The organism is Micromonospora sp. NPDC048898 (genome assembly GCF_043198035.1).
Taxonomy (GTDB): domain Bacteria; phylum Actinomycetota; class Actinomycetes; order Mycobacteriales; family Micromonosporaceae; genus Micromonospora.
This window is the reverse complement of record NZ_JBICUF010000007.1, coordinates 99576-124069: the sequence shown is the minus strand read 5'-3', so window position 1 is coordinate 124069 and position 24494 is coordinate 99576. Positions and strand designations below refer to the sequence as shown.

At 72.5% G+C, this 24494-nt stretch carries 24 protein-coding genes; 22 read left to right on the top strand and 2 right to left on the bottom strand.

Going from position 1 to position 24494, the window contains the following annotated elements:
* Nucleotides 1-19: 19 nt before the first annotated feature.
* From ACGFIQ_RS20265 to ACGFIQ_RS20200, 14 genes are all read left to right on the top strand, one after another.
* Complete coding sequence (locus ACGFIQ_RS20265; protein ID WP_393246016.1) at nucleotides 20-832, top strand: shikimate dehydrogenase; 813 nt, start codon at nucleotides 20-22, stop codon at nucleotides 830-832.
* Nucleotides 833-933: 101 nt separating this feature from the next.
* Entirely contained in the window at nucleotides 934-2634 is a 1701-nt protein-coding gene (locus tag ACGFIQ_RS20260) for a glycosyl hydrolase (RefSeq protein WP_393245659.1), read from the top strand.
* 212 nt (nucleotides 2635-2846) lie between these two features.
* Nucleotides 2847-4796: a hypothetical protein gene (locus ACGFIQ_RS20255; RefSeq protein ID WP_393246015.1), complete on the top strand. Its 1950-nt coding sequence runs from the start codon at nucleotides 2847-2849 to the stop codon at nucleotides 4794-4796.
* Between the two features lie 120 nt (nucleotides 4797-4916).
* Nucleotides 4917-5444 carry a DapH/DapD/GlmU-related protein gene (locus ACGFIQ_RS20250; protein ID WP_393246013.1) on the top strand — a complete coding sequence of 176 codons (528 nt, stop codon included), beginning with the start codon at nucleotides 4917-4919 and terminating at the stop codon, nucleotides 5442-5444.
* Nucleotides 5437-7032 (top strand): lipopolysaccharide biosynthesis protein, encoded by a 1596-nt coding sequence (locus ACGFIQ_RS20245; protein ID WP_393245657.1) that lies wholly within the window; start codon nucleotides 5437-5439, stop codon nucleotides 7030-7032. The genes ACGFIQ_RS20250 and ACGFIQ_RS20245 overlap by 8 nt, the downstream gene beginning before the upstream one ends.
* 68 nt (nucleotides 7033-7100) lie before the next feature.
* Nucleotides 7101-8393, top strand: coding sequence for an O-antigen ligase family protein (locus ACGFIQ_RS20240; RefSeq protein WP_393246011.1), 1293 nt, complete (start codon nucleotides 7101-7103; stop codon nucleotides 8391-8393).
* Nucleotides 8390-10018 (top strand): lipopolysaccharide biosynthesis protein, encoded by a 1629-nt coding sequence (locus ACGFIQ_RS20235; RefSeq protein ID WP_393245655.1) that lies wholly within the window; start codon nucleotides 8390-8392, stop codon nucleotides 10016-10018. The genes ACGFIQ_RS20240 and ACGFIQ_RS20235 overlap by 4 nt, the downstream gene beginning before the upstream one ends.
* Nucleotides 10019-10026: 8 nt before the next feature.
* A complete protein-coding gene (locus ACGFIQ_RS20230) occupies nucleotides 10027-10929 on the top strand; it encodes a sulfotransferase domain-containing protein (RefSeq protein ID WP_393246009.1) in 903 nt (300 codons plus the stop codon).
* On the top strand, nucleotides 10926-12188 hold the full coding sequence (locus tag ACGFIQ_RS20225) for a hypothetical protein (RefSeq protein ID WP_393245653.1): 1263 nt from the start codon (nucleotides 10926-10928) through the stop codon (nucleotides 12186-12188). The genes ACGFIQ_RS20230 and ACGFIQ_RS20225 overlap by 4 nt, the downstream gene beginning before the upstream one ends.
* A gap of 212 nt (nucleotides 12189-12400) precedes the next feature.
* Nucleotides 12401-12880: a UDP-N-acetylglucosamine--LPS N-acetylglucosamine transferase gene (locus tag ACGFIQ_RS20220; RefSeq protein ID WP_393245651.1), complete on the top strand. Its 480-nt coding sequence runs from the start codon at nucleotides 12401-12403 to the stop codon at nucleotides 12878-12880.
* Nucleotides 12881-12939: 59 nt separating this feature from the next.
* Nucleotides 12940-13548: a glycosyltransferase gene (locus ACGFIQ_RS20215; protein WP_393246007.1), complete on the top strand. Its 609-nt coding sequence runs from the start codon at nucleotides 12940-12942 to the stop codon at nucleotides 13546-13548.
* A complete protein-coding gene (locus ACGFIQ_RS20210) occupies nucleotides 13545-14468 on the top strand; it encodes a glycosyltransferase family 2 protein (protein ID WP_393245649.1) in 924 nt (307 codons plus the stop codon). Before ACGFIQ_RS20215 ends, ACGFIQ_RS20210 begins: the two co-directional genes overlap by 4 nt.
* Before the next feature lie 100 nt (nucleotides 14469-14568).
* Nucleotides 14569-15747 (top strand): chorismate synthase, encoded by a 1179-nt coding sequence (gene aroC / locus ACGFIQ_RS20205; RefSeq protein ID WP_393245647.1) that lies wholly within the window; start codon nucleotides 14569-14571, stop codon nucleotides 15745-15747.
* Entirely contained in the window at nucleotides 15747-16250 is a 504-nt protein-coding gene (locus tag ACGFIQ_RS20200) for a shikimate kinase (protein WP_393245644.1), read from the top strand. Before aroC ends, ACGFIQ_RS20200 begins: the two co-directional genes overlap by 1 nt.
* 29 nt (nucleotides 16251-16279) lie before the next feature.
* Here the strand turns inward: ACGFIQ_RS20200 and ACGFIQ_RS20195 are convergent, their stop codons facing one another.
* Complete coding sequence (locus tag ACGFIQ_RS20195; protein ID WP_393245642.1) at nucleotides 16280-17008, bottom strand: alpha/beta fold hydrolase; 729 nt, start codon at nucleotides 17006-17008, stop codon at nucleotides 16280-16282.
* Between the two features lie 79 nt (nucleotides 17009-17087).
* On the opposite strand from ACGFIQ_RS20195, the gene ACGFIQ_RS20190 reads away from it, so the two are divergent.
* The 5 genes from ACGFIQ_RS20190 to nusB all read left to right on the top strand — a co-directional run bounded on the left by ACGFIQ_RS20190 (nucleotide 17088) and on the right by nusB (nucleotide 20847).
* Entirely contained in the window at nucleotides 17088-18086 is a 999-nt protein-coding gene (locus ACGFIQ_RS20190) for a helix-turn-helix transcriptional regulator (RefSeq protein ID WP_393245640.1), read from the top strand.
* 10 nt (nucleotides 18087-18096) lie between these two features.
* Nucleotides 18097-19176 (top strand): 3-dehydroquinate synthase, encoded by a 1080-nt coding sequence (aroB, locus tag ACGFIQ_RS20185; protein WP_393245638.1) that lies wholly within the window; start codon nucleotides 18097-18099, stop codon nucleotides 19174-19176.
* Nucleotides 19173-19628, top strand: a complete 456-nt coding sequence (gene aroQ / locus ACGFIQ_RS20180; protein ID WP_393245636.1) for a type II 3-dehydroquinate dehydratase — start codon at nucleotides 19173-19175, stop codon at nucleotides 19626-19628. Before aroB ends, aroQ begins: the two co-directional genes overlap by 4 nt.
* A 227-nt stretch (nucleotides 19629-19855) precedes the next feature.
* Complete coding sequence (efp, locus tag ACGFIQ_RS20175; RefSeq protein ID WP_210793018.1) at nucleotides 19856-20413, top strand: elongation factor P; 558 nt, start codon at nucleotides 19856-19858, stop codon at nucleotides 20411-20413.
* A 23-nt stretch (nucleotides 20414-20436) separates the two neighbouring features.
* Nucleotides 20437-20847, top strand: a complete 411-nt coding sequence (nusB, locus tag ACGFIQ_RS20170; protein ID WP_181518518.1) for a transcription antitermination factor NusB — start codon at nucleotides 20437-20439, stop codon at nucleotides 20845-20847.
* Between the two features lie 69 nt (nucleotides 20848-20916).
* Here the strand turns inward: nusB and ACGFIQ_RS20165 are convergent, their stop codons facing one another.
* On the bottom strand, nucleotides 20917-21405 hold the full coding sequence (locus ACGFIQ_RS20165) for a transcriptional regulator (protein WP_007458348.1): 489 nt from the start codon (nucleotides 21403-21405) through the stop codon (nucleotides 20917-20919).
* 288 nt (nucleotides 21406-21693) lie between these two features.
* On the opposite strand from ACGFIQ_RS20165, the gene pyrR reads away from it, so the two are divergent.
* The 3 genes from pyrR to ACGFIQ_RS20150 are packed head-to-tail and all read left to right on the top strand — an operon-like array spanning nucleotide 21694 to nucleotide 24475.
* Nucleotides 21694-22278: a bifunctional pyr operon transcriptional regulator/uracil phosphoribosyltransferase PyrR gene (gene pyrR / locus ACGFIQ_RS20160; protein WP_357069328.1), complete on the top strand. Its 585-nt coding sequence runs from the start codon at nucleotides 21694-21696 to the stop codon at nucleotides 22276-22278.
* On the top strand, nucleotides 22275-23201 hold the full coding sequence (locus ACGFIQ_RS20155; protein ID WP_393245633.1) for an aspartate carbamoyltransferase catalytic subunit: 927 nt from the start codon (nucleotides 22275-22277) through the stop codon (nucleotides 23199-23201). Before pyrR ends, ACGFIQ_RS20155 begins: the two co-directional genes overlap by 4 nt.
* The gene (locus ACGFIQ_RS20150; RefSeq protein ID WP_393245631.1) at nucleotides 23198-24475 is read left to right on the top strand and encodes a dihydroorotase; all 1278 of its coding nucleotides are present in this window, start codon (nucleotides 23198-23200) and stop codon (nucleotides 24473-24475) included. The genes ACGFIQ_RS20155 and ACGFIQ_RS20150 overlap by 4 nt, the downstream gene beginning before the upstream one ends.
* The last annotated feature ends 19 nt before the right edge of the window (nucleotides 24476-24494 follow it).

The window sequence follows — 24494 nt, the reverse complement described above, 5'->3', positions numbered from 1 at the left end:
GTCGACCCGTAGGGCCGCGGTGCTGGGCAAACCGATCACCCACTCCCTCTCCCCGGTGATCCACAACGCCGGGTACGCCGCCGCCGGGCTGACCGGGTGGTCGTACACCCGGATCGAGTGCGCGGCCGCGGAGCTGCCGGATCTGGTCGCCGGCCTGGGCCCGGAGTGGGCCGGTCTGTCGGTGACCATGCCGGGCAAGGAGGCGGCGCTCGCCGTGGCCGACACCGCGTCGACGGTCGCCGTCGCCGTCGGTGCGGCCAACACGTTGGTACGCCGTCCGGGCGGCTCCTGGTACGCGGACAACACCGACGTCGCCGGCATGGTCCAGGTGCTCACCGACGCCGGGGTGCGTCCCGGTGCCGCCGTGACGGTGCTCGGCGCCGGTGGCACGTCCCGCGCCGCGCTGGCCACCGCCGCGCGGCTGGCCGGCACCTCGGTCACCGTGGTGGCCCGCCGGGCGGCGGCGGTCGAGGAGCTACGGCCGGTGGCCGACGCGCTCGGTGTCGCGCTGGTCCCCGCCGACTGGGCCGACGCGCCCCGACACCTCGCCGCCGCCGACGTGGCGGTCTCCACCGTGCCGAAGGGAGTCGCCGACCCGCTGGCCGACGCGGTGGCCTGGCGGTCGGGCGCGGTGTTCTTCGACGCGCTCTACGACCCGTGGCCCACCCCGCTGGCCGCCTCCGCCGCCGCTGCCGGTCTGCGGGTGGTGTCCGGTCTGGACCTCCTGTTGGCCCAGGCGGTCGGGCAGTTCGAGCAGTTCACCGGCGTGGCCGCGCCGGTCGAGGCGATGCGGGAAGCGGTGCGACGGGCGACCAGAGGCGGCGTTCTTTAGCTGACGGTTAAGACGCGCTTACGGGAAACTGTCCTTGCTGCGTTGTGCCCTGGTCATGGATACGCTGCTCACCGTTACGAACGCAGACACAGGGAGTTTCCTTGACCAGGCACGGACTGCACCGCATCACCCGGTTCCGCTCCGCACCCCGGCGCAAGGCGATCGCCATCGGCGTGGTCGGCGGCTCCGTGGTGGCCGGCATCGTGGCGACCATGATGCCGATCTTGGCCAGCGACGACCTGTCGATCCGGGCGGCGGCCGACACCACCGCGACCGCGGTGACGCAGGACGGTGACAACGCGACCAAGACGACGTTGGCGACCTGTCCGACGCGCTGCGACGGCAATCCGCGTGGTGGCCGCGAGGCGGTGATCGAGTTCGCGGTGACCACCGTGCCGGCCGCCGCGGTCAACGTCCGGGCGACGTTGCGGGTGCACGCCTGGCAGCAGTTTCCCGCCACGGTGACGGCGCACGCCTCACCGCTGAGCGCCCGCGAGTCGCGGCCGCCGCTGGCGACGGCCGGTGCCGCGCTGGACAGCGTGTCAGGTGTGTCCAAGGGCTTCAACGAGTGGGACGTCTCCAAGCTGATCACCGGCAACGGCACCTGGACGGTCGCGCTGGCCCAGACCGGCCTGGAGAGTCGGGTCTACTGGGCGTCGGTCGACAACCGTAACGTGGACCTGCGTCCCAACCTGCTGATCAGCTACGACATCGGCAGCCGGCCGTCGCCGGTGACGACCACCCGGCCCGCGCCGCCGCCGAGCGCCGCGCCGACCACCGCCGCGCCGAAGCCGTCGGCCACCATCGCTCCGAGCCGTACGGCGACGCCGAGTGCGAGCGGTACCCTGCCGTCCGGTCAGTGTGGGTCCGTGTCGGACAAGCTCGTGCCGTCCTGCGGCGCCTGGTGGGGCATGTACTCGCCAGCGGGGGCGGGCGGTGGCTGGGACCACGGCAAGGCCGTCACCACCGTGGAGGCGCAGGTCGGGCGCAAGTTCGACATCGTGCACCGCTACCACGACTTCTCCAACGCCGGCAGCAACGGTGCCTTCCCGGACGCGTACGAGACGCAGCAGATGCGCGAGGGCCGGTTGATGTTCTTCGCCTGGGAGTCCCGGGACTTCTCCGCCGGCACGACCCTGAAGTGGTCGGATGTCTACAGTGGTCGGCAGGATGCGACGATCGACGCGGTGGCGGGCCGCATCCGCGCGGCGGGCGTGCCGGTCTTCATGGGCTTCGACCACGAGCCGGAGGACGAGCCGAACAAGGGCAGCGATGCCGACTTCGTCCGCGCCTGGCGCTACGTCTACGAGCGTTTCGCCAAGGCCGGCGCGACAAACGCGGTGTGGGTCTGGACGATGATGGGCTGGTCCGGCCACTACTCCCGCTACGCCGGCCTGTACCCCGGTGACCGCTACGTCGACTGGGTCGCCTACGACCCGTACAACTTCCACGTCTGCAACGGCAGCACGGTGTGGAAGAGCCCGAGCACGACCGTGGGTGGCTTCTACGACTGGTTGGACGACAGCGGCATCGGCGCCGGCAAGCCCCGGATGCTCGCCGAGTTCGGCACCAACTTCAACGCCGCGGACCCGGGCGCCAAGCAGCGCTGGTTCCAGGAGTTTCCGGCCGCGTTGAAGGAACACCCGAAGATCAAGGCCGCCATCTACTTCAACTCGGCGGGCATGACCAGCCGCACGGCGACCTGCGACATGACGATGAACCACGACGCCGCGGCGGTGGCCGGCTTCGCGAAGGCCGGGCAGGACCCGTACCTGCGTCAGCCTACCGGGGGGAGCCGCTGACGACTGACTCACGCCAGTGACAGAACGCCGCGCGGCGGAGGTCGGACATCCGATCCGCCGGCGTTCTGTCGGCTAGCGGATTCATGCACCGCCCAATCGGCGGATTTCGTTGACCAAGCTGGACGAGGCACGCTACCTCGGGTTCTCATCCATCTTGGAGGCGCAGCGTGCCCAGACTCTCGCACTTGTGGCGTTTCGCAGGACGACGTCGTATCAGGGCGGGGATGGTCGCGTTGGCGATCGTCGCCGCAGTTCTAGGCGTACCCACCACCGCGTCGGCCGCGGTCGTACCGGTCCCGGAGACGGCGACCCTGGTGTCGGCCAACCCCGCCGATGTGACTCCGCACGCGCGAGATGGTGAGACCCGCGCTTTTGCCCAGGTGGGCAACACGGTCTTCGTCGGCGGCAGCTTCACCCAGATCCGGCAGACCGCCAGCTCCGCGTGGGTCGTGCAGCGATACCTCTTCGCGTACGACCGGATCACCGGCACCATGTCCACCACGTTCCTGCCGGTGCTCGACGGCGCGGTCAACACGCTCGTCGCCGGTCCCGGCGGCACGCTGATCGTCGGCGGCAGCTTCAAGAACGTCAACGGGGTCTCCCGCCGGAACCTGGTCGCACTCGACCCGGCCACCGGCGCGATCATCGACAGCTGGGTGGGCCGTTCCGACGGCGGCACGGTCCGTGACCTGGCACTGCACGGCAACTGGTTGTACGTGGCCGGCGCGTTCAACTGGCTCAACGGCACCGCACACGTCGGTCTCGGCCGGCTCAACGCGACCACCGGCGCGATCGACCCGAGCTTCGTCATCGACGCCACCGTGGGGCGGCACGGCACCACGTCGTACGTCTGGACCCTCGACGTCGCACCGGACGGCAACACGCTCGTCGTCGGTGGCAACTTCACGCTCGTCAACGGCCTGGCGCGCAACCAGATCGCGCTCGTGGACGTCTCCGCGACGCCCACGCTGCACGACTGGAGCACCGAGAAGTACGTTTCGCCCTGCGCGTCGCCGACGACCTTCGTGCACTACGTGCAGGACGTGAAGTTCGGCGAGGACGGCAGCTGGTTCGTCGTCGGCAGCAACGGTGGCGGCGGCTGGCCAACCGCGTACTGCGACGTGCTGGTCCGCTTCGAGACCGGGGCGCGGGGCAGTGGCCTCGTGGCCACCTGGGCCGACTTCACCGGCAACGACACCATCACCTCGGTCGAGGTGGCGGACAACGTGATCTATCTGGGCGGGCACTTCCGCTGGATGAACAACCCGAACGCCAGCGACGTCGCCGGTCCGGGCGCGGTGGACCGGCTCGGTATCGCCGCCGTCACCCCGGCCACCGGGATGCCGGTCAACTGGAATCCGCGCCGCAGCGGCGGCGCCTCGATGCCCTCGGGCACCAGTAGTTGGGGTTCGGCGGTGCCGGTGCTCTGGCGCGGCTCGGACGGCCTCTACTTCGGGCACAACTCCGACGGCATGGGCGAGGAGTACCACGGCCGGCTCGGCATGTTCCCGCTCGCCGGCGGGCGTACCTTCGCCCCGATGAACCCGCCCACGGCCACCACCGGCAACCTCTACCTGAACACCGGCGCGGGCACGGTGGCGAAGGTGCCGTTCGACGGCACCGCGCTGGGCACCGCGACCACGGTCAGCCAGCCCGCCTACACCGAGGCCGGCGCGACGTGGCGGGTGAACGACCGGATCTACTGGGCGCACACGGTGGCCGGCACGCCCACCGGCAGCCGGATCGACGTCTCGCTGTTCAACGGTGGCGCGATCGGCTCGTCGTGGGAGGCGTCCGGCTACAACGACTGGTACAACCCGGCGGTGTTGACCGGTGCCTTCTTCCTCGACGGGCGGCTCTACTACACCCGCACCGGGGCCAACAATCTCTACTACCGCTATTTCGAGATCGACGGCAACTATCTGGGCGCCACCGAGTTCGTCCTGCCGACCACCGGGGTGACCTGGTCCGGAGTGCGTGGCATGGCCTGGGTGGGCGGTCGGATCGTCTACGGTGGCACCGACGGGGCCCTGCGCAGTGCGCCGTTCGACCCGACGTTCGCGACGAGCATGGCGGTCGATGGCGCGACGGCGACGGTCATCAGCGCCGCGACGCCCGAGTTGTCCTGGTCTACCCCATCGACGTTCTTCTCCGTACAGTGATGGGTCGAGCGTTCGTAACGGAGCGTCGGTAGATTGTTCACGTTGGGTCGGTGGCGGGCACGACCGCCACCGGCCCCGTGACGTGGGGGAGGCTCGTTGCTCGGCGCCGTTGGCATCCGGATGAGACGCGCCGTGCGTCTGGTCTTCGCGGTCAAACGTGGGTGGTACAGGGTCCGCTACCGGCGGTTGACGCTCGGTCGGGACGTGGAGATCCGTGGTCGGATCCGGCTGCGCCGTGGCGTGCGGGTGACCATCGGCGACCGCACGCGGATCAACAAGCTCGTCCGCTTCGCGGGCCCCGGTGAGGTACGCGTCGGCGCCGACTGTCTGCTCAACGCCACCTGGATCGGCACCTGGACATCGGTGACGGTGGGGGACCGGTGCCTCCTGTCGGATTGTGAACTGCTCGACAACGACTTCCACAACCTGCCGCCCGCGCAACGGCACGCACCACCCGGCCCGGCCACCCGCGCCCCGATCGTCCTGGAGGACAACGTGTGGGTCGGTGCGCACGCCCTGGTGCTCAAGGGTGTGCGGGTCGGCCGGGACAGCGTCGTGGGCGCGGCGACGGTGGTCCGCACGGACGTCCCACCCGGCGTCGTGGTCGTCGGCAATCCTCAACAGACGGTGAAGAAGTTCCATGACTGATGTGACCCCCGGCTCCTGGCCCACGGGCGGCCCGTCCCCCGCGACCCCCGGCGCGGTGACACTGACCGACCTGCTGCGGGTGCCGATGCACCGGCTGCGGCTGGTCGGTGCGGTGGCCATGGTCGGTCTGCTCGCCGCACTCGGCTACGTGCTGCTGGTGCCGGCGGCGGTGACCGCGAACGCCGTGGTGGCGGTCCGACCGGTGGTGACCGACGCGTTCACGCCCAGCGGTGCGGGTGCCGACCGGGCGGTCAACATGAACGTGGAGAGCGGCATCGCCACCGGCACCGAGGTCGTGCAGCGGCTCGCCGACGCGGCCGGCGGGCACCCGCGGGACGTCCGTGGCGCGCTCGAGGTCGAGGTGCCCACCGGAGGGCAGATCCTGCGCTTCACCTACCAGGCGGGCGACGCGCAGCGGGCCGTGCAGAGCGCCAACCTGGCCGCCCAGGCCTACCTCGACGTGCGACGCACGATGTACGAGCAGCAGCGCGCCGAGATGCTGCGCTCCTACGACGCCAGCATCACCAAGGTCGCCGCCCAGCAGGCCGCCCTGCAGAAACGGGCCAGCACCGTCAAGGACACCGCTGCCGGCGACGCGGTGGTGGCCGAGCTGGCCGGGATCAACAACCAGCTCACCCAGCTCAACTCCGCCCGTACCGAGATCGCCGCGGTCGACGTCAACCCCGGCTGGGTGACCCAGACCGCCGAGAAGTCGCTTGCCACCTCCGCCGGAAACCGGCCGCTCTACCTGGTTGCCGGCCTGCTCGGTGGCGCGCTGATCGGCATCGTGCTCGCGTACGTCTGGGAGTCGGCCGACCGGAGGGTCCGCTCGGTCGCCGACGGCCGGGACGCCAGCGGTCTGCCGCTGCTCGGCACCGTGCGTCGACCGGCGTTCCGGGGCAGCCCGCGGGCGGTCGACGCCGACGTCCGGTACGTGGCGATGGCGGTCGCCGAGCGGGTCCGTCCGGCCGCCCGGGTGGCGCTGCTCAGCACCCGGGAGGACGCCACCGCGCTCACCGCCGGGCTCGCGGTGGCGCTCGCCGCCGACGGCCGCGACGTCTTCGTCGCCGACGACAGCGGGCGCACCGAACGGCTGCGCGCCACGGTGCTCGCCGACCGGGGACGGCTGCCCATCGATCCGTCCCGACCGCTGGTGCCCAAGCCCCGTCCGGCCGGCAGCCCCGCGCCGGCCGACGGCGGGGAAACCGCGGCCCCGCGCCGGCCCTCCCCGCATCCGCCCGGCGCCCGCCCGTCCACCGACGCGGACGCCACGCTGACGCTTCCCCGGGTGTCGTCCGCCCGCCCGGACAACGGTCGGGTCGTCGACCCGGACGAGGTGAGCGTCGGGGTGGGCAGCGTCCGGTTCGGCACCTGGCGACAGGGCGCCGACCACGGCCTGGTGCTGTTCAACGCCCCGCCCGCGGAGTCCGACGAGCGTGGCGTCGCCGTCGCCCGGCAGGGCAGCGCGGTGGTGATCGTCGAGCGGGACCGCACCCGGCAGAGCGACCTGCGACGCCTGGTGGAGCGGCTGCGCGCCGCCGGTGTCACCCCGCTGGGCTTCGTGCTCACCCGAAACGGCCGGGCCTGAGCGTGTCGGTCACCCGCGCCCCGGCGACCGACCCGCCGCCCGGAGGCGCCCCCGTCGCCGTCGCCCCGGTGCCGCTGCCCGTGCCGCCCCGGCTGCCACTGTGGCCCCTGTCGCTGATGTTCGGCCTGGTGCCGCTCTGGTGGCTGTTCGGCGCGTTCTACCTCGGCTGGCCGCTGCTGGGTGCGTTGCTGCTCGCGTTGCTGCTCACCCGGGGTCGGGTGCCGCTGCCGCCGGCAGCCGGGATCTGGCTGCTGTTCCTCGCCATCGTGGTGGTCAGCGCCACCCAACTGCCGTCGCCCGCCTCGCTGCTGACGTTCGCCCTGCGCCTGGCGTTCTATCTGACCGCGCTGGTGGTCGGCGTCTACGTCTACGTCGCCGCCCGGGAACGCGCCAGCCTGGTGGCGGTGCTCAGCCCGCTCTGCGCGTTCTGGTTCGCGCTGGTGGCGCTCGGCTGGCTCGGGGTGCTGGTGCCCCGGCTGGCCATGCCCACCCCGATGGAGGTGCTGCTGCCCGCCGGGGTGGCCCGCACCCCGTTCATCCAGGACATGGTGCACCTGACCACGGCAGAGTACAGCGCCCGGTCGCTCAACCCGATCTACCGGCCGGCCGCGCCGTTCGCGTACACCAACAACTACGGCAGCGCGTACGCCATGACCCTGCCCTGCATGGTGGCCTACACGATGATGCGCCGGCGGGGTCTCCTGCGCTGGGCGCTCCTCGCGTCGCTGCCGCTGTCGCTCGCGCCGGCGTTCCTCACGCTCAACCGGGCGATGTTCCTCAGCCTCGGCGCCGGGCTGGCGGTGCTCGGGCTGCGGGCCAGCCTGCGCGGCAACGTCCGGGTGGCCGCGTCCATCGTCGGCGTGGTGGTGACCGGCGCGTTGGCCACGCTGTTCATCCCCATCACCGAGCTGATCAACAAACGGGTCGACTCCAGCGACACCAACACCGACCGGCTCTCGCTCTACACCGAGGTGATCCGCCGCGTGCAGGAGTCGCCGTGGTTGGGCTACGGCGCGCCGGTGAACGTCGACACCGTGTCGGCGGACGCGCCGATCGGCACCCAGGGGCAGCTCTGGATGGTGCTGTTCAGCCATGGCGTACCAGCGCTCGTCTGTTTCCTCGCCTGGTTCGTCGCCGCCGCGGTGATCTGCGCGCGGGCGACCTCGGCGGCCGGGCAGTGGCTGGCGGTCGTGCCGGTGGTCTGCCTGGTGCAGATCCCGTTCTACGGCATGGCCAACCAGAATCTGGCCGTCGCGTTCTTCGCGGTCGGGTTCGCGATGGCGCTCACCGAACGCGAACGCGCGACCGGGCCGCCCCGGGTGGCCGGGTGGCCGGCACCCGCCGTGGCGGTGCCGGCATGACCGCCGCGACCCGACCGCCGGCCGACCCGGAGCACCCGACGCCGGTGCCCGCCGGTCCGGGCCAGCCGGTCGCGGCCCCGGGCGCGGGCGCGACCGAGACCCGACGCAGCGCGCGCAGTGGCGTGGCCGGGCTGCTCGGCGCGGCCACCAGCGGCCTGTTCGGCTTCGTGCTGGCCGTGGTGATCACCCGGGGGTACGGCACGGCTGGCGCGGGCGCGTTCTTCGCGGCGATCGGGGTGGTCACCGTGGCCACCGCGATCTGCACCCTCGGCGCGGAGACGGGCCTGATGTGGTCGCTGCCCCGCCGTACCGCCGGCGCGCGCGGGGACGCGGCCCGGGTGCTTCCGGTGGCGTTGATCCCGCCGCTGCTGGCCGGGTTCCTGGTCGCCGGCGCCGGCGTGCTGGCCGCCGACGCGCTCGCTCCCCGGCTGCTGCGGGGCTCCGGTACGGCCGCCGAGGCGCTGCTCACCGTCACGTTCGCGGCGGTGCCGGTGGTGGTCGCCATGACCCTCCTGCTGGCCGCGTTGCGCTGTGTGCGGTCCATCCGGGCGTACGTCGGGGTGCAGTTCCTCCTGCTGCCGGTCGCCCGGCCGGTGCTGGTCGGCGCGGCCGCGCTGGCCGGCGGAGGTCTGCTCGCCGGCATGACCGGCTGGTTGGTGCCGGCGGCACTGGCGCTGCTGGTCTGCCTCGTCCTCGTGGCCGGTCCGCTCGGGCTGGGCCGGGGCGCGGCGCTGCGGCCGAGCCCGAGCGACTGGTCGACGTTCTGGCGCTTCGCGTTGCCCCGGGCCGCGTCGGCGGCCATCGACGCGGGCAGCATGTGGGTGGGTGTGCTGCTCACCTCGGTGTTGGCCGGGCCGACGGACGCCGGCGTGTTCGGCGCGGTCGGCCGGTACGTGCTGGCCGGTCAGTTGGCCATGCAGGGGCTGCGGGTGGCGGTGTCGCCGCAGTTGTCCCGGCTGCTCGGGCGTGGCGAGCGGGCCGCGGCGGCGGCCGTGCACCGGCAGCTGACCATCTGGGGTCTGGTGCTGTCCTGGCCGGTGTACCTGCTGCTGGCGGTGTTCGCGTTGGCCTTCCTCCAGCTGTTCGGGCCGGAGTTCACCGCCGGTGTGCCGGCGATGACCGTGCTCGCGCTGGCGATGCTCGTCAACACCGGGGTCGGCAACGTGCAGAGCCTGCTGCTGATGGGTGGACGCAGCGGTCTGCACCTGGTGGCCACCGTGGCCGGGTTGACGGTGACCGTCTCACTGGGCCTGTGGCTGATCCCCGGTCACGGCGCCACGGGCGCGGCGGTGGCCTGGGCCGCGGGCATCGCCACCGAGAACATCACCGCTGCCGGGTTCGCCCGGGCGGTGGTCCGGGAGCCGTTGTTCGACGCCACGACGGTGCGTGCCGCGGCGGCCACGGCCACCGGTGTGGGCCTGGCCGCCGGCGCCGGTGTGCTGGCGGGCGGGCGCGGCCTACCGGGCCTGGCCGTGGCGCTGGGTGTACTGCTGGCCGGCTGCGTCGGCATGTTGACGTTGCCCCGGGTGCGCGCCGGCATCCGGGGGACCATGAGGCAGGTCCGTGGACGGGACGACGCGGCCGTGGCCGCCGACCCCGGCCCGGTATCGACGAGAGGCAGGTGAGGTCCGTCGTGGCGTCCATCCGTGACCGGGTCAAGCAGTTGGTCCCGACCCAGGTGACCGTGCGGGTGAAGGAGTCCCTGGTGGACTACGGGGTCCGCACGAGTGACCGGCGGCCCCTGCCGGACTTCCTGATCATCGGCACGAAACGGGGCGGCACCACCTCCCTGTGGAACTACCTCATCCAGCACCCGCTGGTGCCCCGCCTCTTCCCGGCCTGGAACACCAAGTCGGCGCACTACTTCGAGGAGCACTGGGGGCGCGGCGAGGCGTGGTACCGCTCGCACTTCCCGACCCAGCGCCACCGCGACGCCCTGTCCAAGCGGCACGGCGGGCCGGTCCGGGTCGGCGAGGCCGCGCCGCTGTACATGTTCCACCCGCTCGCCGCCCAGCGGGTCGCCGCGCTGCTGCCGGCGGTGAAGCTGATCGTGCTCCTGCGCGACCCGGTGGAGCGGGCGTACTCGCACTGGAAGGAGCGCCGCACGCACGGCATCGAGCCGCTGGACTTCGCCGACGCGCTGGCCGCCGAGCCGGAGCGGACAGCGGGGGAGCGGGAACGGCTGATCGCCGAGCCGGAGTCGTTCAGCGAGGCGTACGACTGGTACACGTACCGGGCCCGGGGGCGCTACCTGGAGCACCTGGAGCCGTGGTTGGAGCGTTTCGACAGGAAGCAGATCCTCTTCCTGCCCAGTGAGGACCTCTACCGGGACTCCCGCGCGACCTACCGGCGCACCCTCGACTTCCTCGGGCTGCCCGCGTACGACCTGCCGCACTTCAAGGTCTACAACGACCGGCGCTCGGCACCGCTGGAGCCGGCGGTGCGCGCGGAGCTGACCGACTACTACCGGCCGCACAACGACGCGCTGCGCCAGCGGCTCGGGCTGGACCTCGACTGGGCGGACCGGCCGGCGTGACGACACGGGTCGGCTCGGCCACGGACCCGCGGTCGCGGGTGGACGGCCTGGGCTGGGTGAGTCGCGCGGTCTTCCCGGACGAGCGGGTCAACCTGACCGTGGGCGGTGGCGCACCGCCCGGTCACCGGGCGGTGGCCCGGTACGCGGTGGTGCCGTCGGTCGCCCGGGCCCGGTTCCTGGTGCCGTTGGGCGCGCCTGCGGCCGGGGCGGCGTCGCTGCTGGCATACAACGCCCTGCGACCACCGAAGGTACGCGCGGTGCGGGCGGTGCTCGGCGGGCTGGCCCGGCTCGGTGCGGTGGGGCTCGCGCCCTTCCCGACGTTGACCGTCTCGGTGCCCGCCGGGGCGGTGGCCGCGGAGTTGCTGCTGACCGAGCGACTCGCGGCCGAGTTGGGCGGCACTCCGCTGCTGGCCGCGTGCGGGGTCCGACCACCCGACCCGAACGTCAAGCCCACCCTGCAACTCTTCAGTGCCGACGGTCGACCGCGCGGCTACGCGAAGATCGGCTGGAACGACGCGACCCGCGCGTTGGTCACCGCCGAGGCGGCGGCGCTGCGGGCGTTGGGCGCGGTGGCCGGCGTCGCCGACCACCCGACGCCGCCGAGGCTGCTCACCGAGACGACGTGGGCGGGTCAGGTGGTCGCGGTGATCGAGCCGTTGCCACCGACGGTACGCGGTGTGCCGGTCGACGACACCCCCCGGATCGCGGCGCTGCTCGCGGTCGCCCGACGCGGCCGCCCGGCGGACCCGCCCCGCACACTTGCCGGGTCGACCTTCCTGTCCCGGCTTGCCGGGCAGGCCGACCGGGCCGCCGCGGCCGGGGAGAGCGGTGCGCGGGCGGTCGCCGCGGTCGCCGCGCTGGCTCGCCGGCACGGCGACACAGGTGTCGAGTTCGGCCACTGGCATGGTGACTGGGTGCCGTGGAACCTGGGCCAGCACGACGGCGGGTTGGTCGCCTGGGACTGGGAGCACAGCGGGGCGGACGTGCCGGTCGGCTTCGACCTGGCGCACGACGCGTTCCAACGAGCCCTGGTGCTGCGGGGCGAGTCGGCGGCCGTCGCGGCGTCGGCCGTCGACACGTACCTGGACCGGTACGGCGAGCGACTCGGCCTCGGCGCGGCGCAGCGCCGGCTGGTCGCCGACGCGTACCTGGTGGAGATGTGGTTGCGGACCTGGCGGCTGGCCGACGCCGGCGCGGGCTGGAACGCCGCGCTGCATCCCGCACTCTTGGACGTCATCGAGAAAAGACATAGCGGCTGATCCGGAGGAATCGCGGTGCCGGTGGCGCCGCAGAGTGACGACAAAAACGCAGGTGGTGATAACGATCGATGAAGTTCGGACGTTCGACGGGCTCGACCGTCCGAGGTGGAGATCGATGCCTCGTCCGTTCACGCTATTCAACGACCACGGAACGTGTGATCTGCTTCTGCGTGGCGTGAACTGGAATTCCAAGCGAACTTGTGGGGAGTCGCGTGGACACGAAGAACGACGACGATGCCGCGCCAGTGCTCCTGCTGGTCGGCTCCAGCGGTGGCCATCTGGCCCAACTACTCGCCCTGCGGCCCTGGTACGAACAGTGGCGGCGCTGCTGGGTCACCTTCGACACACCGGAGGCAGTGTCCCTGCTGACCGGCGAGGATCTGGTGCCGGCGCACCACCCGACCACCCGCAACGTACCGAACCTGCTGCGCAACGCGCTGCTGGCCTGGCGGGTGCTGCGGTCGCGGCGGGTCGCCGCGGTGGTCACCACCGGCGCCGGGGTGGCGGTGCCGTTCGTGGTGCTGGCCCGGCTCTGGCGCATCCCGACCGTCTACATCGAGGTGTACGACCGGATCGACACGCCGACGCTCACCGCCCGGCTCTGCCGGCCGTTCCTGTCCGCGATGCTCGTGCAGTGGGACGAGCAGCGCCGGCAGTATCCCGAGGCGACAGTCGTCGGGACGCTCCTGTGACCGGGGAGGCCGGCACCGCCCGGCGTTCACAACCCCGGTCGTCCGACGAGGAGGCCCGGCTGCCGCACCAGCGCGACACGCCGGCCGGCCAGCTCCGGCTGCTGGTCGCCGTCGGCACCGACAAGCACCCCTTCGACCGGCTCGTCGACTGGCTGGCGCAGTGGCACCAGCAGGCAGGCGACCCGATCGGGCTGACGCTGCAACACGGGCACACCACCGCTCCGCAACTGCCCGGCGCGGTGGCGTTCCTCGGGCACGACGCGCTGCAACAGGCGATGGACGAGGCCGACCTGGTGGTCTGTCACGGCGGGCCGGCGACCATCCTGGAGGCGCGCCGGCACGGCCACCTGCCCATCGTGGTGCCTCGCGACCCGGCCCGCGGCGAGCACGTCGACGATCACCAGCTCCTCTTCGCCCGCCGGCTCGGCGCCGCCGGCCTGGTGGCTCTCTGCGAGACCCGGGAGGCGCTGCACGACGCGTTGGCCGAGGGGTTTGCCGACCCATCCCGGTACGCGGTGACCGCCGACCCGGCGGCGCACGAGGCACGACGGGCGGCGGTGGCCCGGGTCGGGCGGATCGTCGACGAGCTGGTGGCCCGTTCGACCCCGCGCCCACACCGGCTGCGGACCTGGTCCCGGCCGCGCCGGGGTGCGAAGGAGATCCGATGACCCACCAGCCGAGCGTCAGCGTCGTGGTGCCCACCCGGGACCGCCCCGAGCTGCTGCGGTCCGCGGTGCGCGCGATCCTGGCGCAGGAGTACCCGGGCCGGATCGAGGTCGTGGTGGTGTTCGACAGGTCCGTGCCGGACGAGTCGCTGACCGAGCTGGGGGACGGCCCGGCCCGCGCGGTGCGGGTGGTCCGCAACACCCGTACCCCGGGGTTGGCCGGCGCCCGCAACAGCGGCACCCTCGCCGCCGAGGGTGAGCTTGTCGCGTTCTGCGACGACGACGACGAGTGGCTGGCCGGCAAGCTGGCCGTGCAGGTCGACGCGTTGGCCGCCGATCCGGGGGCCGAGTTCGTCTGTTGCGGCATCCGGGTCAGCTATGACGGGCACACCGTCGACCGGGTGCTCGACAAGGACCGGATCACCCTGGACGACCTGCTGCGCGACCGGTTGACGGAGCTGCACCCGTCGACCTTCCTGATGCGCGCCAGCGCGCTGCGGGACGGGTTCGGGCTCGTCGACGAGGAGATCCCGGGCAGCTACGCGGAGGACTACGAGTTCCTGCTCCGGGCCGCGCGCAGCGCGCCGCTGATCAACCTGCGGACACCCTCGGTGCTGGTGCGCTGGCACAAGCGCTCGTACTTCTCGCAGCGCTGGGACACCATCTCCGAGGCGTTGCAGTGGCTGTTGCGGCGCTACCCCGAGTTCGACAGCCAACCGGCCGGCGCGGCCCGGGTGACCGGGCAGATCGCGTTCGCCCAGGCCGCGTCCGGCGACCGTCGGGGCGCGCTGCGGTGGGCCCGGCGCACCCTGCGGAGCAATCCCCGCGAGCCGCGGGCCTATCTGGCCCTCGCCGTCGCCGGTCGGGTGGTCCGGGCCGACGCCGTGCTGCGCACCCTGCACAAGCGGGGCCGGGGGATCTGACCTGCCGCCGGTGCCCGGGCGACCGGGCACCGGCGTCCGCAGTGCGGGACGCGGCGGGCAGCGTGCCGGGCCGGTGGCGCGCCGTGACAGACTGATTGCTGTGTTGCGCTGGCTGACTGCAGGTGAATCGCACGGTCCCGCCCTCGTCGCGATGATGGAGGGGGTGCCGGCCGGCATCGAGGTGACCACCACCGCGATCGCCGACGAGCTGGCCCGCCGACGACTGGGCTACGGCCGGGGTGCGCGGATGTCGTTCGAGCGGGACGAGATCGAGGTGCTCGGCGGCCTGCGCCACGGTGTCACCCTGGGCAGCCCGGTCGCGATCCGGGTCGGCAACTCCGAGTGGCCGAAGTGGCAGACCGTCATGGCCGCCGACCCGGTCGACCCCGACGAGCTGGCCCGGCAGGCCCGCAACGCCCCGCTGACCCGCCCCCGGCCGGGCCACGCCGACCTGGCCGGCATGCAGAAGTACGGCCACACCGACGCCCGGCCGATCCTGGAACGCGCCAGCGCCCGGGAGACCGCCGCCCGGGTGGCCGTCGGCGCGGTCGCCAAGGCACTGATCCGACAGGCGCTCGGCATCGAGATCGTCTCGCACGTCATCGAGTTGGGCCCGGTGGCCGCGAAGCCCGGGCTGCGTCCCGTCCCGTCCGATGCCGACCGCATCGACGCCGACCCGCTGCGCTGCCTCGACCCGGAGGCCAGCGCCCGCATGGTCGCCGAGGTCGACGCCGCGAAGAAGGCCGCCGACACGCTCGGGGGTGTGGTCGAGGTGCTGGCGTACGGGGTGCCGCCGGGGTTGGGCAGCCACGTGCAGTGGGACCGCAAGCTCGACGCCCGACTGGCCACCGCGCTGATGTCCATCCAGGCGATCAAGGGCGTGGAGATCGGCGACGGCTGGCAGCAGGCCCGGTCCCGGGGCTCGGAGGCGCACGACGAGATCATCCCGTCGGCGACAGGTGTCCGCCGGGTCACCGACCGGGCCGGCGGGCTGGAGGGTGGCATCACCACCGGTGAGCCGCTGCGGGTCCGTGCCGCGATGAAGCCGATCTCCTCACTGAACCGGGCGTTGGCGACCGTGGACGTCACCACCGGCGAGCCGGCCACCGCGATCAACCAGCGCTCCGACGTCTGCGCGGTGCCTGCCGCGGCGGTGGTCGCCGAGGCGATGGTGGCGCTGGTGCTCGCCGAGGCGGCCACCGAGAAGTTCGGCGGCGACTCGATCGCCGAGATCCGCCGTAACCTCGCCGCCTACCTCGACGCCCTGGTGATCCGCTGATGGCACCGGTCGTCGTGCTGGTCGGCGCGCCCGGCTGCGGCAAGACCACCGTGGGCCGGGCGCTCGCCAACACCCTCGGGGTGGAGTTCCGCGACACGGACATCGACATCGAGCAGTTGGCCGGCAAGCCGATCCCGGAGATCTTCATCGACGAGGGTGAGGCCCACTTCCGCACCCTGGAGCGGGCCGCGGTGGCCGCGGCGCTGGCCTCCGGCACCGGTGTGCTCGCCCTCGGCGGCGGCGCGGTGCTGGCCGAGGAGACCCGGGCCGCCCTGGTCGGGCACCGGGTGGTGTATCTCTCGGTCGAGTTGCCGGACGCGGTGAAGCGCGTCGGGCTCGGCGCCGGTCGACCGCTGCTGGCGATCAACCCGAGGGCCACGCTCAAGCACCTGTTGGACCAGCGCCGGCCGCTCTACACCGAGGTGGCGACCGAGACGGTGGTCACCGACGGCAAGGCCCCGGCGCAGGTCGTCACCGAGGTCGCCGCCGTGCTCCCACGCTGAACGCCGCCCCGCCCCGCGCAGGGGTGTGCTCAGCCTCGGGCGGCGGCGGCGAGCAACTCGGCCAGGGCCTTCGGCTCGCTGAGCATCGGCCAGTGCCCGGTGGGCAGCTCGAACAGCTGACCGTCGGCCAGCCCGGTGAAGAACGGGTGCCCCTCGCCGATCATCTGCCGCACCACGCTGAGCGGGAAGGTGCTGGCGACCAGCGCGGTCGGCACCGGGCGCCCACCGGTGCGACGCACCGGGTCGGTGGCCGCCGCCAGCGGCTGCGGGGTGGCCCGGGCCCGCAGCAGGGTCAGTGTCGGCTCGTCCAGACCGGCCAGGTTGGTGGGGTCGGCGGCCGGGTCCCACGCCGGCGGCGGCAGCAGGTGGCCGGTGCCGATCGCGGCGCGCAGGCGCTGCTGCTCCTCCGGTGGCACCGTGTCGAACTGCGCGACGCCGTCCGGCAACGGCCCACTCTCCACATAGATCACCCGGCCGATCCGGTCCGGGACGCGGTCCGCCGCCTGGGCGGCCGGCATCCCGCCGCCCGAGTGGCCGACCAGCAGCACGTCGCGCAGGTCCTCGACCTCGATCAGCCGGACGATGTCGGTGGTGTGCGTCTCCAGGCCGATCTCCGGCCCGGCGAGATGGTGGCGTTCGGCCACCCCGGTCAGTGTCACCGGGTGGACCTCGTGCCCCTGCGCGCGCAGCGCCGAGGTCACCTCCCGCCACGCCCAGGCGCCCAACCAGAACCCCGGCACCAGCACGAACGTCGCCATCTGTCGCTCCTTCTCTCGGCTACCGGATGACCGTACGATCGCAACCGGACAGAATCCGCCCGGTTTGAAGGAGTGGTCTGTGTCACATCCTGCCGGTCGGGTGCTGGCCCTGCTCGAACTGCTGCAGGCCCGGCACCGGTCGACGGCCGTCGAGCTCGCCGGCCTGCTCGGCGTGGACGAGCGGACCGTGCGCCGGTACGCCGCCACCCTTGTGGAGTTGGGCATCCCCGTCATCGCCGACCGGGGCCGCTACGGCGGCTACCGGCTGCACTCCGGCTACAAGCTGCCGCCACTGATGCTCACCGACGACGAGGCGCTGGCGGTGCTGCTCGGCCTGGTCGTCGCCGAACGGGTCGGGCTGGCCACCGAACTGCCGGGCACCGCCACCGCGCTGGCCAAGATCCGCCGGGTGTTGCCGGTGCCGCTGGCCGACCGGCTGACCGCCGTGCAGGAACACCTCGGCTTCACCCTGCGGCGCACGGAGTCGGAGCGGGGACCGGCGTCGGGCACCCTGCTCACCCTGGCCGCCGCCGCCCGGCACCGGCAGCGGGTGGCACTGGACTACCGCTCCTGGCGGGGTGAGCAGTCGCGCCGTGAACTCGACCCGTACGGGCTGGTCTTCCACGCCGGCCGCTGGTATGTCACGGGCCACGACCACCGGCGCGGGGAGGTCCGCACCTTCCGGCTGGACCGGATCGGCACCGTGACCCTCACGTCTGCGACGTTCGCCGTGCCGGACGGCTTCGACCCGGTGGCCCGGGTGACCAGGTCGCTGGCCGGCGTGCCGTACACGCACGCGGTCGAGGTGCTGCTGGAGACCGACCTGGTCGCCGCCCAGCGCCGCATCCCGCCCAGCGTGGCCGAGTTGACCGCCACCACCGACGGGGTGCTGCTGCGGGCCCGGGCGGAGAGCCTGCCCGGCATGGCCGCGCTGCTCGCCGGGATGGGTTGTCCGTTCACCGTGCGGCATCCGGAGGCGCTGCGCGCCGCGGTGGCCGAGCACGCCCGCCTGCTCGCCGAGTGGGCGACCCGACCAGCAGGTGGGCAGACGCCGTTGCCGCGCCGTCCGCTCGACTAGGCTGCCGGCGATGGACGAGGTGACCCGGATTCCGGTCGGCGGCGAACGGCCGTACGACGTGTTGGTGGGACGTGACCTGCTGGGCGCGTTGCCCGGCCTGCTGCCCGGCGCGACCCGGGCGGCGGTGCTGCACACGCCCCCGCTGAAGGCTCTCGCGGACGCGCTCGGCGAGCGACTGCGCGCCGCTGGCGTCGAGCCGTTGCCGATCGAGGTGCCCGACGCCGAGTCGGGCAAACAGATCGACGTGGCCGCCGCCTGTTGGGATCGGCTCGGGGCGGCCGGCTTCACCCGTACCGACGCGGTGGTCGGGGTGGGCGGCGGTGCGGTCACCGACCTGGCCGGCTTCGTCGCGGCCTGCTGGTTGCGCGGGGTGCGCTGGGTGCCGGTGGCGACCTCGCTGCTGGGCATGGTGGACGCGGCGGTGGGCGGCAAGACGGGCATCAACACGGCCGCCGGCAAGAACCTGGTGGGTGCCTTCCACCCGCCGGTCGGTGTGCTGGCCGACCTGGCCACCCTGGACAGCCTGCCCAGGGTCGACCTGGCGGCCGGGCTCGCCGAGGTGGTCAAGTGCGGGTTCATCGCCGATCCGGCGATCCTGGACCTCGTCGAGCGCGACCCGGTGGCCGCCACCGACGTGCGCGGGCCGGCGACGCGGGAGCTGATCGAGCGGGCGATCCGGGTCAAGGCCGACGTGGTCGCGGGCGACCTGCGCGAGTCGGGCGTGCGGGAGGTGCTCAACTACGGCCACACCCTCGCCCACGCGATCGAGCAGAACGAGCGCTACCGCTGGCGTCACGGGCACGCCGTCGCGGTCGGCCTGGTCTACGCCGCCGCGCTGGCCCGACGCGCCGGCCGGCTGGACGCGCCGACCGCCGACCGACACCGGGCCACGCTGAGCGCGCTGGGCCTGCCGGTGAGCTACCCGGCCGACGCCTGGCCGCGGCTGCTGGCCGCGATGCGGGTGGACAAGAAGGCACGGGGCAGCCGACTGCGCTTCGTGGTGCTCGACGGGCTGGCCCGCCCGGCGATGTTGGAGGGCCCGGACGACACGCTGCTGGAGGCCGCCTACCGGGAGGTGTCCGCCCCGTGAGGGTGTACGTCCTCAACGGGCCGAACCTGGGCCGCCTGGGCACCCGGGAGCCGGCGGTGTACGGCTCGACAACCTACGCCGATCTGGTGGCGCTCTGCGAGACCACCGGCCGGGAGTTGGGCCTGGACGTGACGGTCCGCCAGACCGACGCCGAGCACGAGTTGCTCGGCTGGCTGCACGCCGCCGCTGACGAGGGCGCCGCCGTGGTGCTCAACCCGGCCGCCTGGTCGCACTACTCGTACGCCGTACGGGACGCGTGCGCCATGCTGCGGGGTCCGCTGGTGGAGGTGCACCTGTCCAACATCCACGCCCGCGAGGAGTTCCGGCACCACTCGGTGGTCTCCGCGGTGGCGACCGGGGTGATCTGCGGGCTCGGGGTGGACGGCTACCGCCTCGCTCTGCAGCATCTCGCTGGGTTGGATCTGGCTGCTGCGCTGGGCGACGACAGCTGACAGCGGACCGTCACGGCGGCTTCGCACGTACTCCCGGGACCATGGAACTCATCGTGACCGTCGCCTCGGCGGGTGCAGAGCAAAGTGGGGTGGGCGGGGCCTGTCCGGCGGGTACGGAGGGTGCCGCACCGGGGCGAGGCCGTCGGTGCCGAGACGGTGGCGGCCAACCTCCGGCGCGGAGAGTAGACTTCCCAGGTCTGTCCGCCAATTGATGATCAAGGCAGGAAATGGCCTCCACCAACGACCTCAAAAACGGCCTGGTACTCAACCTTGACGGCGAGCTCTGGGCCGTCGTCGAGTTCCAGCACGTCAAGCCCGGTAAGGGTGGTGCCTTCGTGCGCACCACGCTGAAGAACGTGCTGTCCGGGAAGGTGGTCGACAAGACCTTCAACGCGGGCACCAAGGTCGAAACCGCGACCGTGGACAAGCGCACGATGCAGTACCTGTACGCCGACGGCGAGGACTTCGTCTTCATGGATCTGGAGACGTTCGACCAGATCACCGTGCTCGGCGGCACGGTCGGCGAGGCAGCCAACTACCTGCTGCCCGAGGCGGAGGCGACAGTCGCCCAGCACGAGGGTGTGCCGCTCTACATCGAGCTGCCCACCAGCGTCGTGCTGGAGGTCACCTACACCGAGCCGGGCCTGCAGGGCGATCGCTCGACCGGCGGCACCAAGCCGGCGACGGTGGAGACCGGCGCCACCGTGCCGGTGCCGCTGTTCATCACCACCGGTGAGAAGATCAAGGTCGACACCCGCGACGGCCGTTACCTCGGCCGCGCCTGATGGCTGAGGGTTCCAAGCAGCAGATGCCGGCGCGCCGCAAGGCGCGCAAGCGGGCGCTGGATGTCCTCTACGAGGCCGACCTGCGGGACAAGCCTCCGGTGGAGGTGCTTGCCGGCTACGTGCAGCGGATCGAGCAGCCCCGACCGGAGCACCTGGGCTACGCGGTCGGCCTGGTCGAGGGCGTCGCCGAGTACCTCGACCGGATCGACGAGCTGATCGCCAGCTACGCCGAGGGTTGGACGCTGGAACGGATGCCGGTCGTCGACCGTAATCTGGCCCGGATCGCCGTCTACGAGTTGCTCTACGTCGACGAGATCGACGACGCGGTGGCGATCAGTGAGGCCGTGGAGCTGGCCCGGCAGATGTCGACAGACGATTCGCCGCGCTTCCTCAACGGGGTGCTCGGCCGGATCGCCGAGTACGCCACCCGCTGAGCGTCCGTACCGACGAACACCGAAAGGGCCCGTGCCGACCGGCACGGGCCCTTTCGGTACAGCGACAGCTCAGGAGGCGAAGAACGCCCGCGGGTCGGCCACCAGCACACCGTGCTCGGTGAGCCGCTCGATCAGCCCCGACGGTGAGGCGTCGTAGACGATCGCGAGCGCCCGCAGGTCGTCGGCGCGGATGGAGAGCACCCGGCCGTTGTAGTCACCACGCTGCTGCTGGATGGCACGCGCGTAGCGGGCGACGTAGGCCAGGTCCTCGGAGGCCTCGTCGTAGAGCCGCTCCAGGTCCAGGACGATCTTGCTGGTGGGCTCGTGACGGACGCCACTGCCGTCAGGCAGCAGCTCCGAGACGGGGACACGGTAGAACTCGGCCAACTCGGCCAGACGGGACACCGTCACGGCCCGGTCGCCGCGCTCGTACGAGCCGACCACCACGGCCTTCCACCGCCCATTCGACTTCTCCTCCACACCCTGCAGGGAGAGACCCTGCTGCTGGCGGATGGAGCGCAGGCGGGCGCCCAGAGACTTGGCGTATTCAGAGGGCATTCGGACACTCCCAGTGCTGCTCGGGGTTCTCCCGTCGATCGCTACGGAGCGTGACGGTACGGGGAATGCGACACCTGGTCAAGTGGTCGAGACCCGACCGTTGGGGAGCGTCCGGGAAGTTATCCCCTTTTCCTGGTCCTGATCCGGTGGTCAGCGGCCGCCGTCCATCGGCCCGGTGACCACTGGTAACGTGGCGTGAAGCCCCGGTCTGGTCCGCTGCGCGGTCCGGCCGGAGGTGCCCGACATCCTTTAACGACCCGTCCCGTGAGGCGGGGAAGGAGGTCCGCCGTGGCATACCCACCGGCTGCCCATCCGTCGCCACCGCGACAACCCTCGGTGAAGGTGATCCTCGCCAGCGCCGACGTGCAACGCGTGGTCGACCGCATCGCCCACCAGATCCTGGAGAAGACCCAGGGCGCCGCCAACACGGTGCTGCTTGGGATTCCCACCCGAGGCACCCCCCTCGCCCGGCGGCTCGCCGACCGGATCAGCACCTTCGAGGACGTCGCCGTTCCGGTCGGTGTGCTCGACATCACCCTGTACCGCGACGACCTTCGTCGGCACGCCACCCGCGCCGTGGGCCCGACCGAGCTGCCGTCCGGCGGGATCGACGGCAAGCGGGTCATCCTCGTCGACGACGTGCTCTTCTCCGGCCGCACCGTCCGGGCCGCGCTCGACGCGCTCAACGACGTGGGCCGCCCGGCGTCGGTGCAGCTCGCCGTCCTGGTCGACCGTGGCCACCGGGAGCTGCCGATCCGCGCCGACTACGTCGGCAAGAACATCCCGACCTCGCTCGCCGAGAGCGTGAAGGTGACGTTCGCCGAGACCGACGGGACGGACGAGGTCAAGCTGTACGGGGGAACCGCCTCATGATCAAGCATCTGCTCTCCGGCGCCGACCTGGACGCCGACACCGCCACCGAGATCCTGGACACCGCCGCCGAGATGGCCACGGTCGCCGGCCGGGAGATCAAGAAGTTGCCCGCGCTGCGCGGCCGGACCGTGGTGAACCTCTTCTACGAGGACTCCACCCGCACCCGGATCTCCTTCGAGGCGGCGGCGAAGCGGCTCAGCGCCGACGTGATCAACTTTTCCGCGAAGGGGTCCAGCGTCACCAAGGGCGAGAGCCTGAAGGACACCGCGTTGACCCTGCAGGCCATGGGCGCGGACGCCGTGGTCGTCCGACACCCCGCCTCGGGTGCGCCGCACCGGCTGGCCAACTGGGTGGACGGGTCGGTGGTCAACGCCGGTGACGGCACCCACGAGCACCCCACCCAGGCGCTGCTTGACGCGTACACCATGCGGGCCCGGCTGGGTCGGCTCGCCGGCCTGTCGGTCGCGGTGGTCGGGGACGTGCTGCACTCCCGGGTGGCCCGCTCCAACGTGCTGCTGCTCTCCACCCTCGGCGCCAAGGTCACCCTGGTCGGCCCGCCGACCCTCATCCCGGTGGACATCGCGGGAGCCCTCGCCCCCGGCACCGACGTCTCCTACGACCTCGACTCCGTGCTGCCCAACGTCGACGTGGTGATGATGTTGCGGGTGCAGCGGGAGCGGATGAACGACTCCTACTTCCCCTCCGCGCGCGAGTACGCCCGCCGCTACGGCCTCGACGGCCCGCGGATGCGCCGGCTGCCCGAGCACGCGATCGTCATGCACCCCGGCCCGATGAACCGGGGGATGGAGATCACCCCCGAGGTCGCCGACTCACCCCGCTCCACAATCGTCGAACAGGTCACCAACGGGGTCTCCGTGCGGATGGCTGTCCTTTACCTGCTGCTCGGAGGGAACAACCGGTGAGCGCGTACCTGATCACCAGCGTGAGTGTCGTCGGCGCCGCGCCGACCGACCTGCTGATCCGCGACGGCGTGGTGGCCGAGGTCGGCCCCGGCCTGACCGCGCCGGACGCCACGGTCGTCGACGGCACCGGCCTGGTCGCCCTGCCCGGCCTCGTCGACCTGCACACCCACCTGCGCGAACCCGGCCGGGAGGACGCCGAGACCGTCGAGTCCGGTTCCCGCGCGGCGGCGCTCGGCGGCTACACGGCGGTCTGCGCGATGGCCAACACCTCCCCGGTCGCGGACACCGCCGGTGTGGTCGAGCAGGTCTGGCGGCTCGGCCGGGAGGCCGGCCTGGTCGACGTGCAGCCGATCGGCGCGGTCACCGTCGGGTTGGCCGGCGAGCGACTGGCCGAGCTGGGCGCGATGGCCGACTCGGCGGCCCGGGTGCGGATCTTCTCCGACGACGGGCACTGCGTCGCCGACCCGAAGCTGATGCGGCGGGCCCTGGAGTACGTCAAGGCGTTCGACGGGATCATCGCCCAGCACGCCGAGGAGCCGCGGCTCACCGAGGGCGCCCAGATGCACGAGGGTGAGGTCTCCACCCGGCTCGGTCTGATCGGCTGGCCGGCGGTCGCCGAGGAGGCGATCATCGCCCGGGACGTGCTGCTCGCCGAGCACGTGGGCAGCCGACTGCACGTCTGCCACGTCTCCACCGCCGGCAGCGTCGAGGTGCTGCGCCAGGCCAAGGCCCGCGGGGTACGCGTCACCGCCGAGGTGACCCCGCACCACCTGCTGCTCACCGACGAGCGGGCAGAGTCCTACGACCCGGTCTTCAAGGTGAACCCGCCGCTGCGCACCGCCTCGGACGTCGCCGCGCTGCGCTCCGCCCTCGCCGACGGGGTGATCGACGTGATCGCCACCGACCACGCCCCGCACGCGGTGGAGGACAAGGAGTGCGAGTGGGCGTACGCCCGGCCGGGGATGCTCGGTCTGGAGACGGCCCTCTCCATCGCGCTGGACGTGCTCGGCCCGGAGTGGGACCTGATCGCCGAGCGGATGTCGCGCACCCCCGCACGGGTCGCCGGCCTCACCGGGCACGGCGTCGACCCCGCGCCGGGTGTGCCGGCCAACCTGACCCTGGTCGACCCGGCCGCCCGCCGCACCATCGAGCCGACGGAGCTGGCCAGTCGCAGTCGCAACACCCCGTACGCCCGCATGACGCTGCCGGGTCGCATCGTGGCGACCTTCCTGCGTGGCGAGCCGACGGTCCTGGACGGAAAGGCTGTCAAGTGAGCGCGAGGAATGCAGCGGA

Coding starts and splice junctions, on each gene's coding strand:
- ACGFIQ_RS20210 (WP_393245649.1), top strand. CDS start 13,545: ATGACCCACCAGCCGAGCGTCAGCGTCGTGGTGCCCACCCGGGACCGC.
- ACGFIQ_RS20200 (WP_393245644.1), top strand. CDS start 15,747: ATGGCACCGGTCGTCGTGCTGGTCGGCGCGCCCGGCTGCGGCAAGACC.
- ACGFIQ_RS20235 (WP_393245655.1), top strand. CDS start 8,390: ATGACCGCCGCGACCCGACCGCCGGCCGACCCGGAGCACCCGACGCCG.
- ACGFIQ_RS20195 (WP_393245642.1), bottom strand. CDS start 17,008: ATGGCGACGTTCGTGCTGGTGCCGGGGTTCTGGTTGGGCGCCTGGGCG.
- ACGFIQ_RS20155 (WP_393245633.1), top strand. CDS start 22,275: ATGATCAAGCATCTGCTCTCCGGCGCCGACCTGGACGCCGACACCGCC.
- ACGFIQ_RS20250 (WP_393246013.1), top strand. CDS start 4,917: ATGAGACGCGCCGTGCGTCTGGTCTTCGCGGTCAAACGTGGGTGGTAC.
- ACGFIQ_RS20245 (WP_393245657.1), top strand. CDS start 5,437: ATGACTGATGTGACCCCCGGCTCCTGGCCCACGGGCGGCCCGTCCCCC.
- ACGFIQ_RS20165 (WP_007458348.1), bottom strand. CDS start 21,405: ATGCCCTCTGAATACGCCAAGTCTCTGGGCGCCCGCCTGCGCTCCATC.
- efp (WP_210793018.1), top strand. CDS start 19,856: ATGGCCTCCACCAACGACCTCAAAAACGGCCTGGTACTCAACCTTGAC.
- nusB (WP_181518518.1), top strand. CDS start 20,437: ATGCCGGCGCGCCGCAAGGCGCGCAAGCGGGCGCTGGATGTCCTCTAC.
- aroB (WP_393245638.1), top strand. CDS start 18,097: ATGGACGAGGTGACCCGGATTCCGGTCGGCGGCGAACGGCCGTACGAC.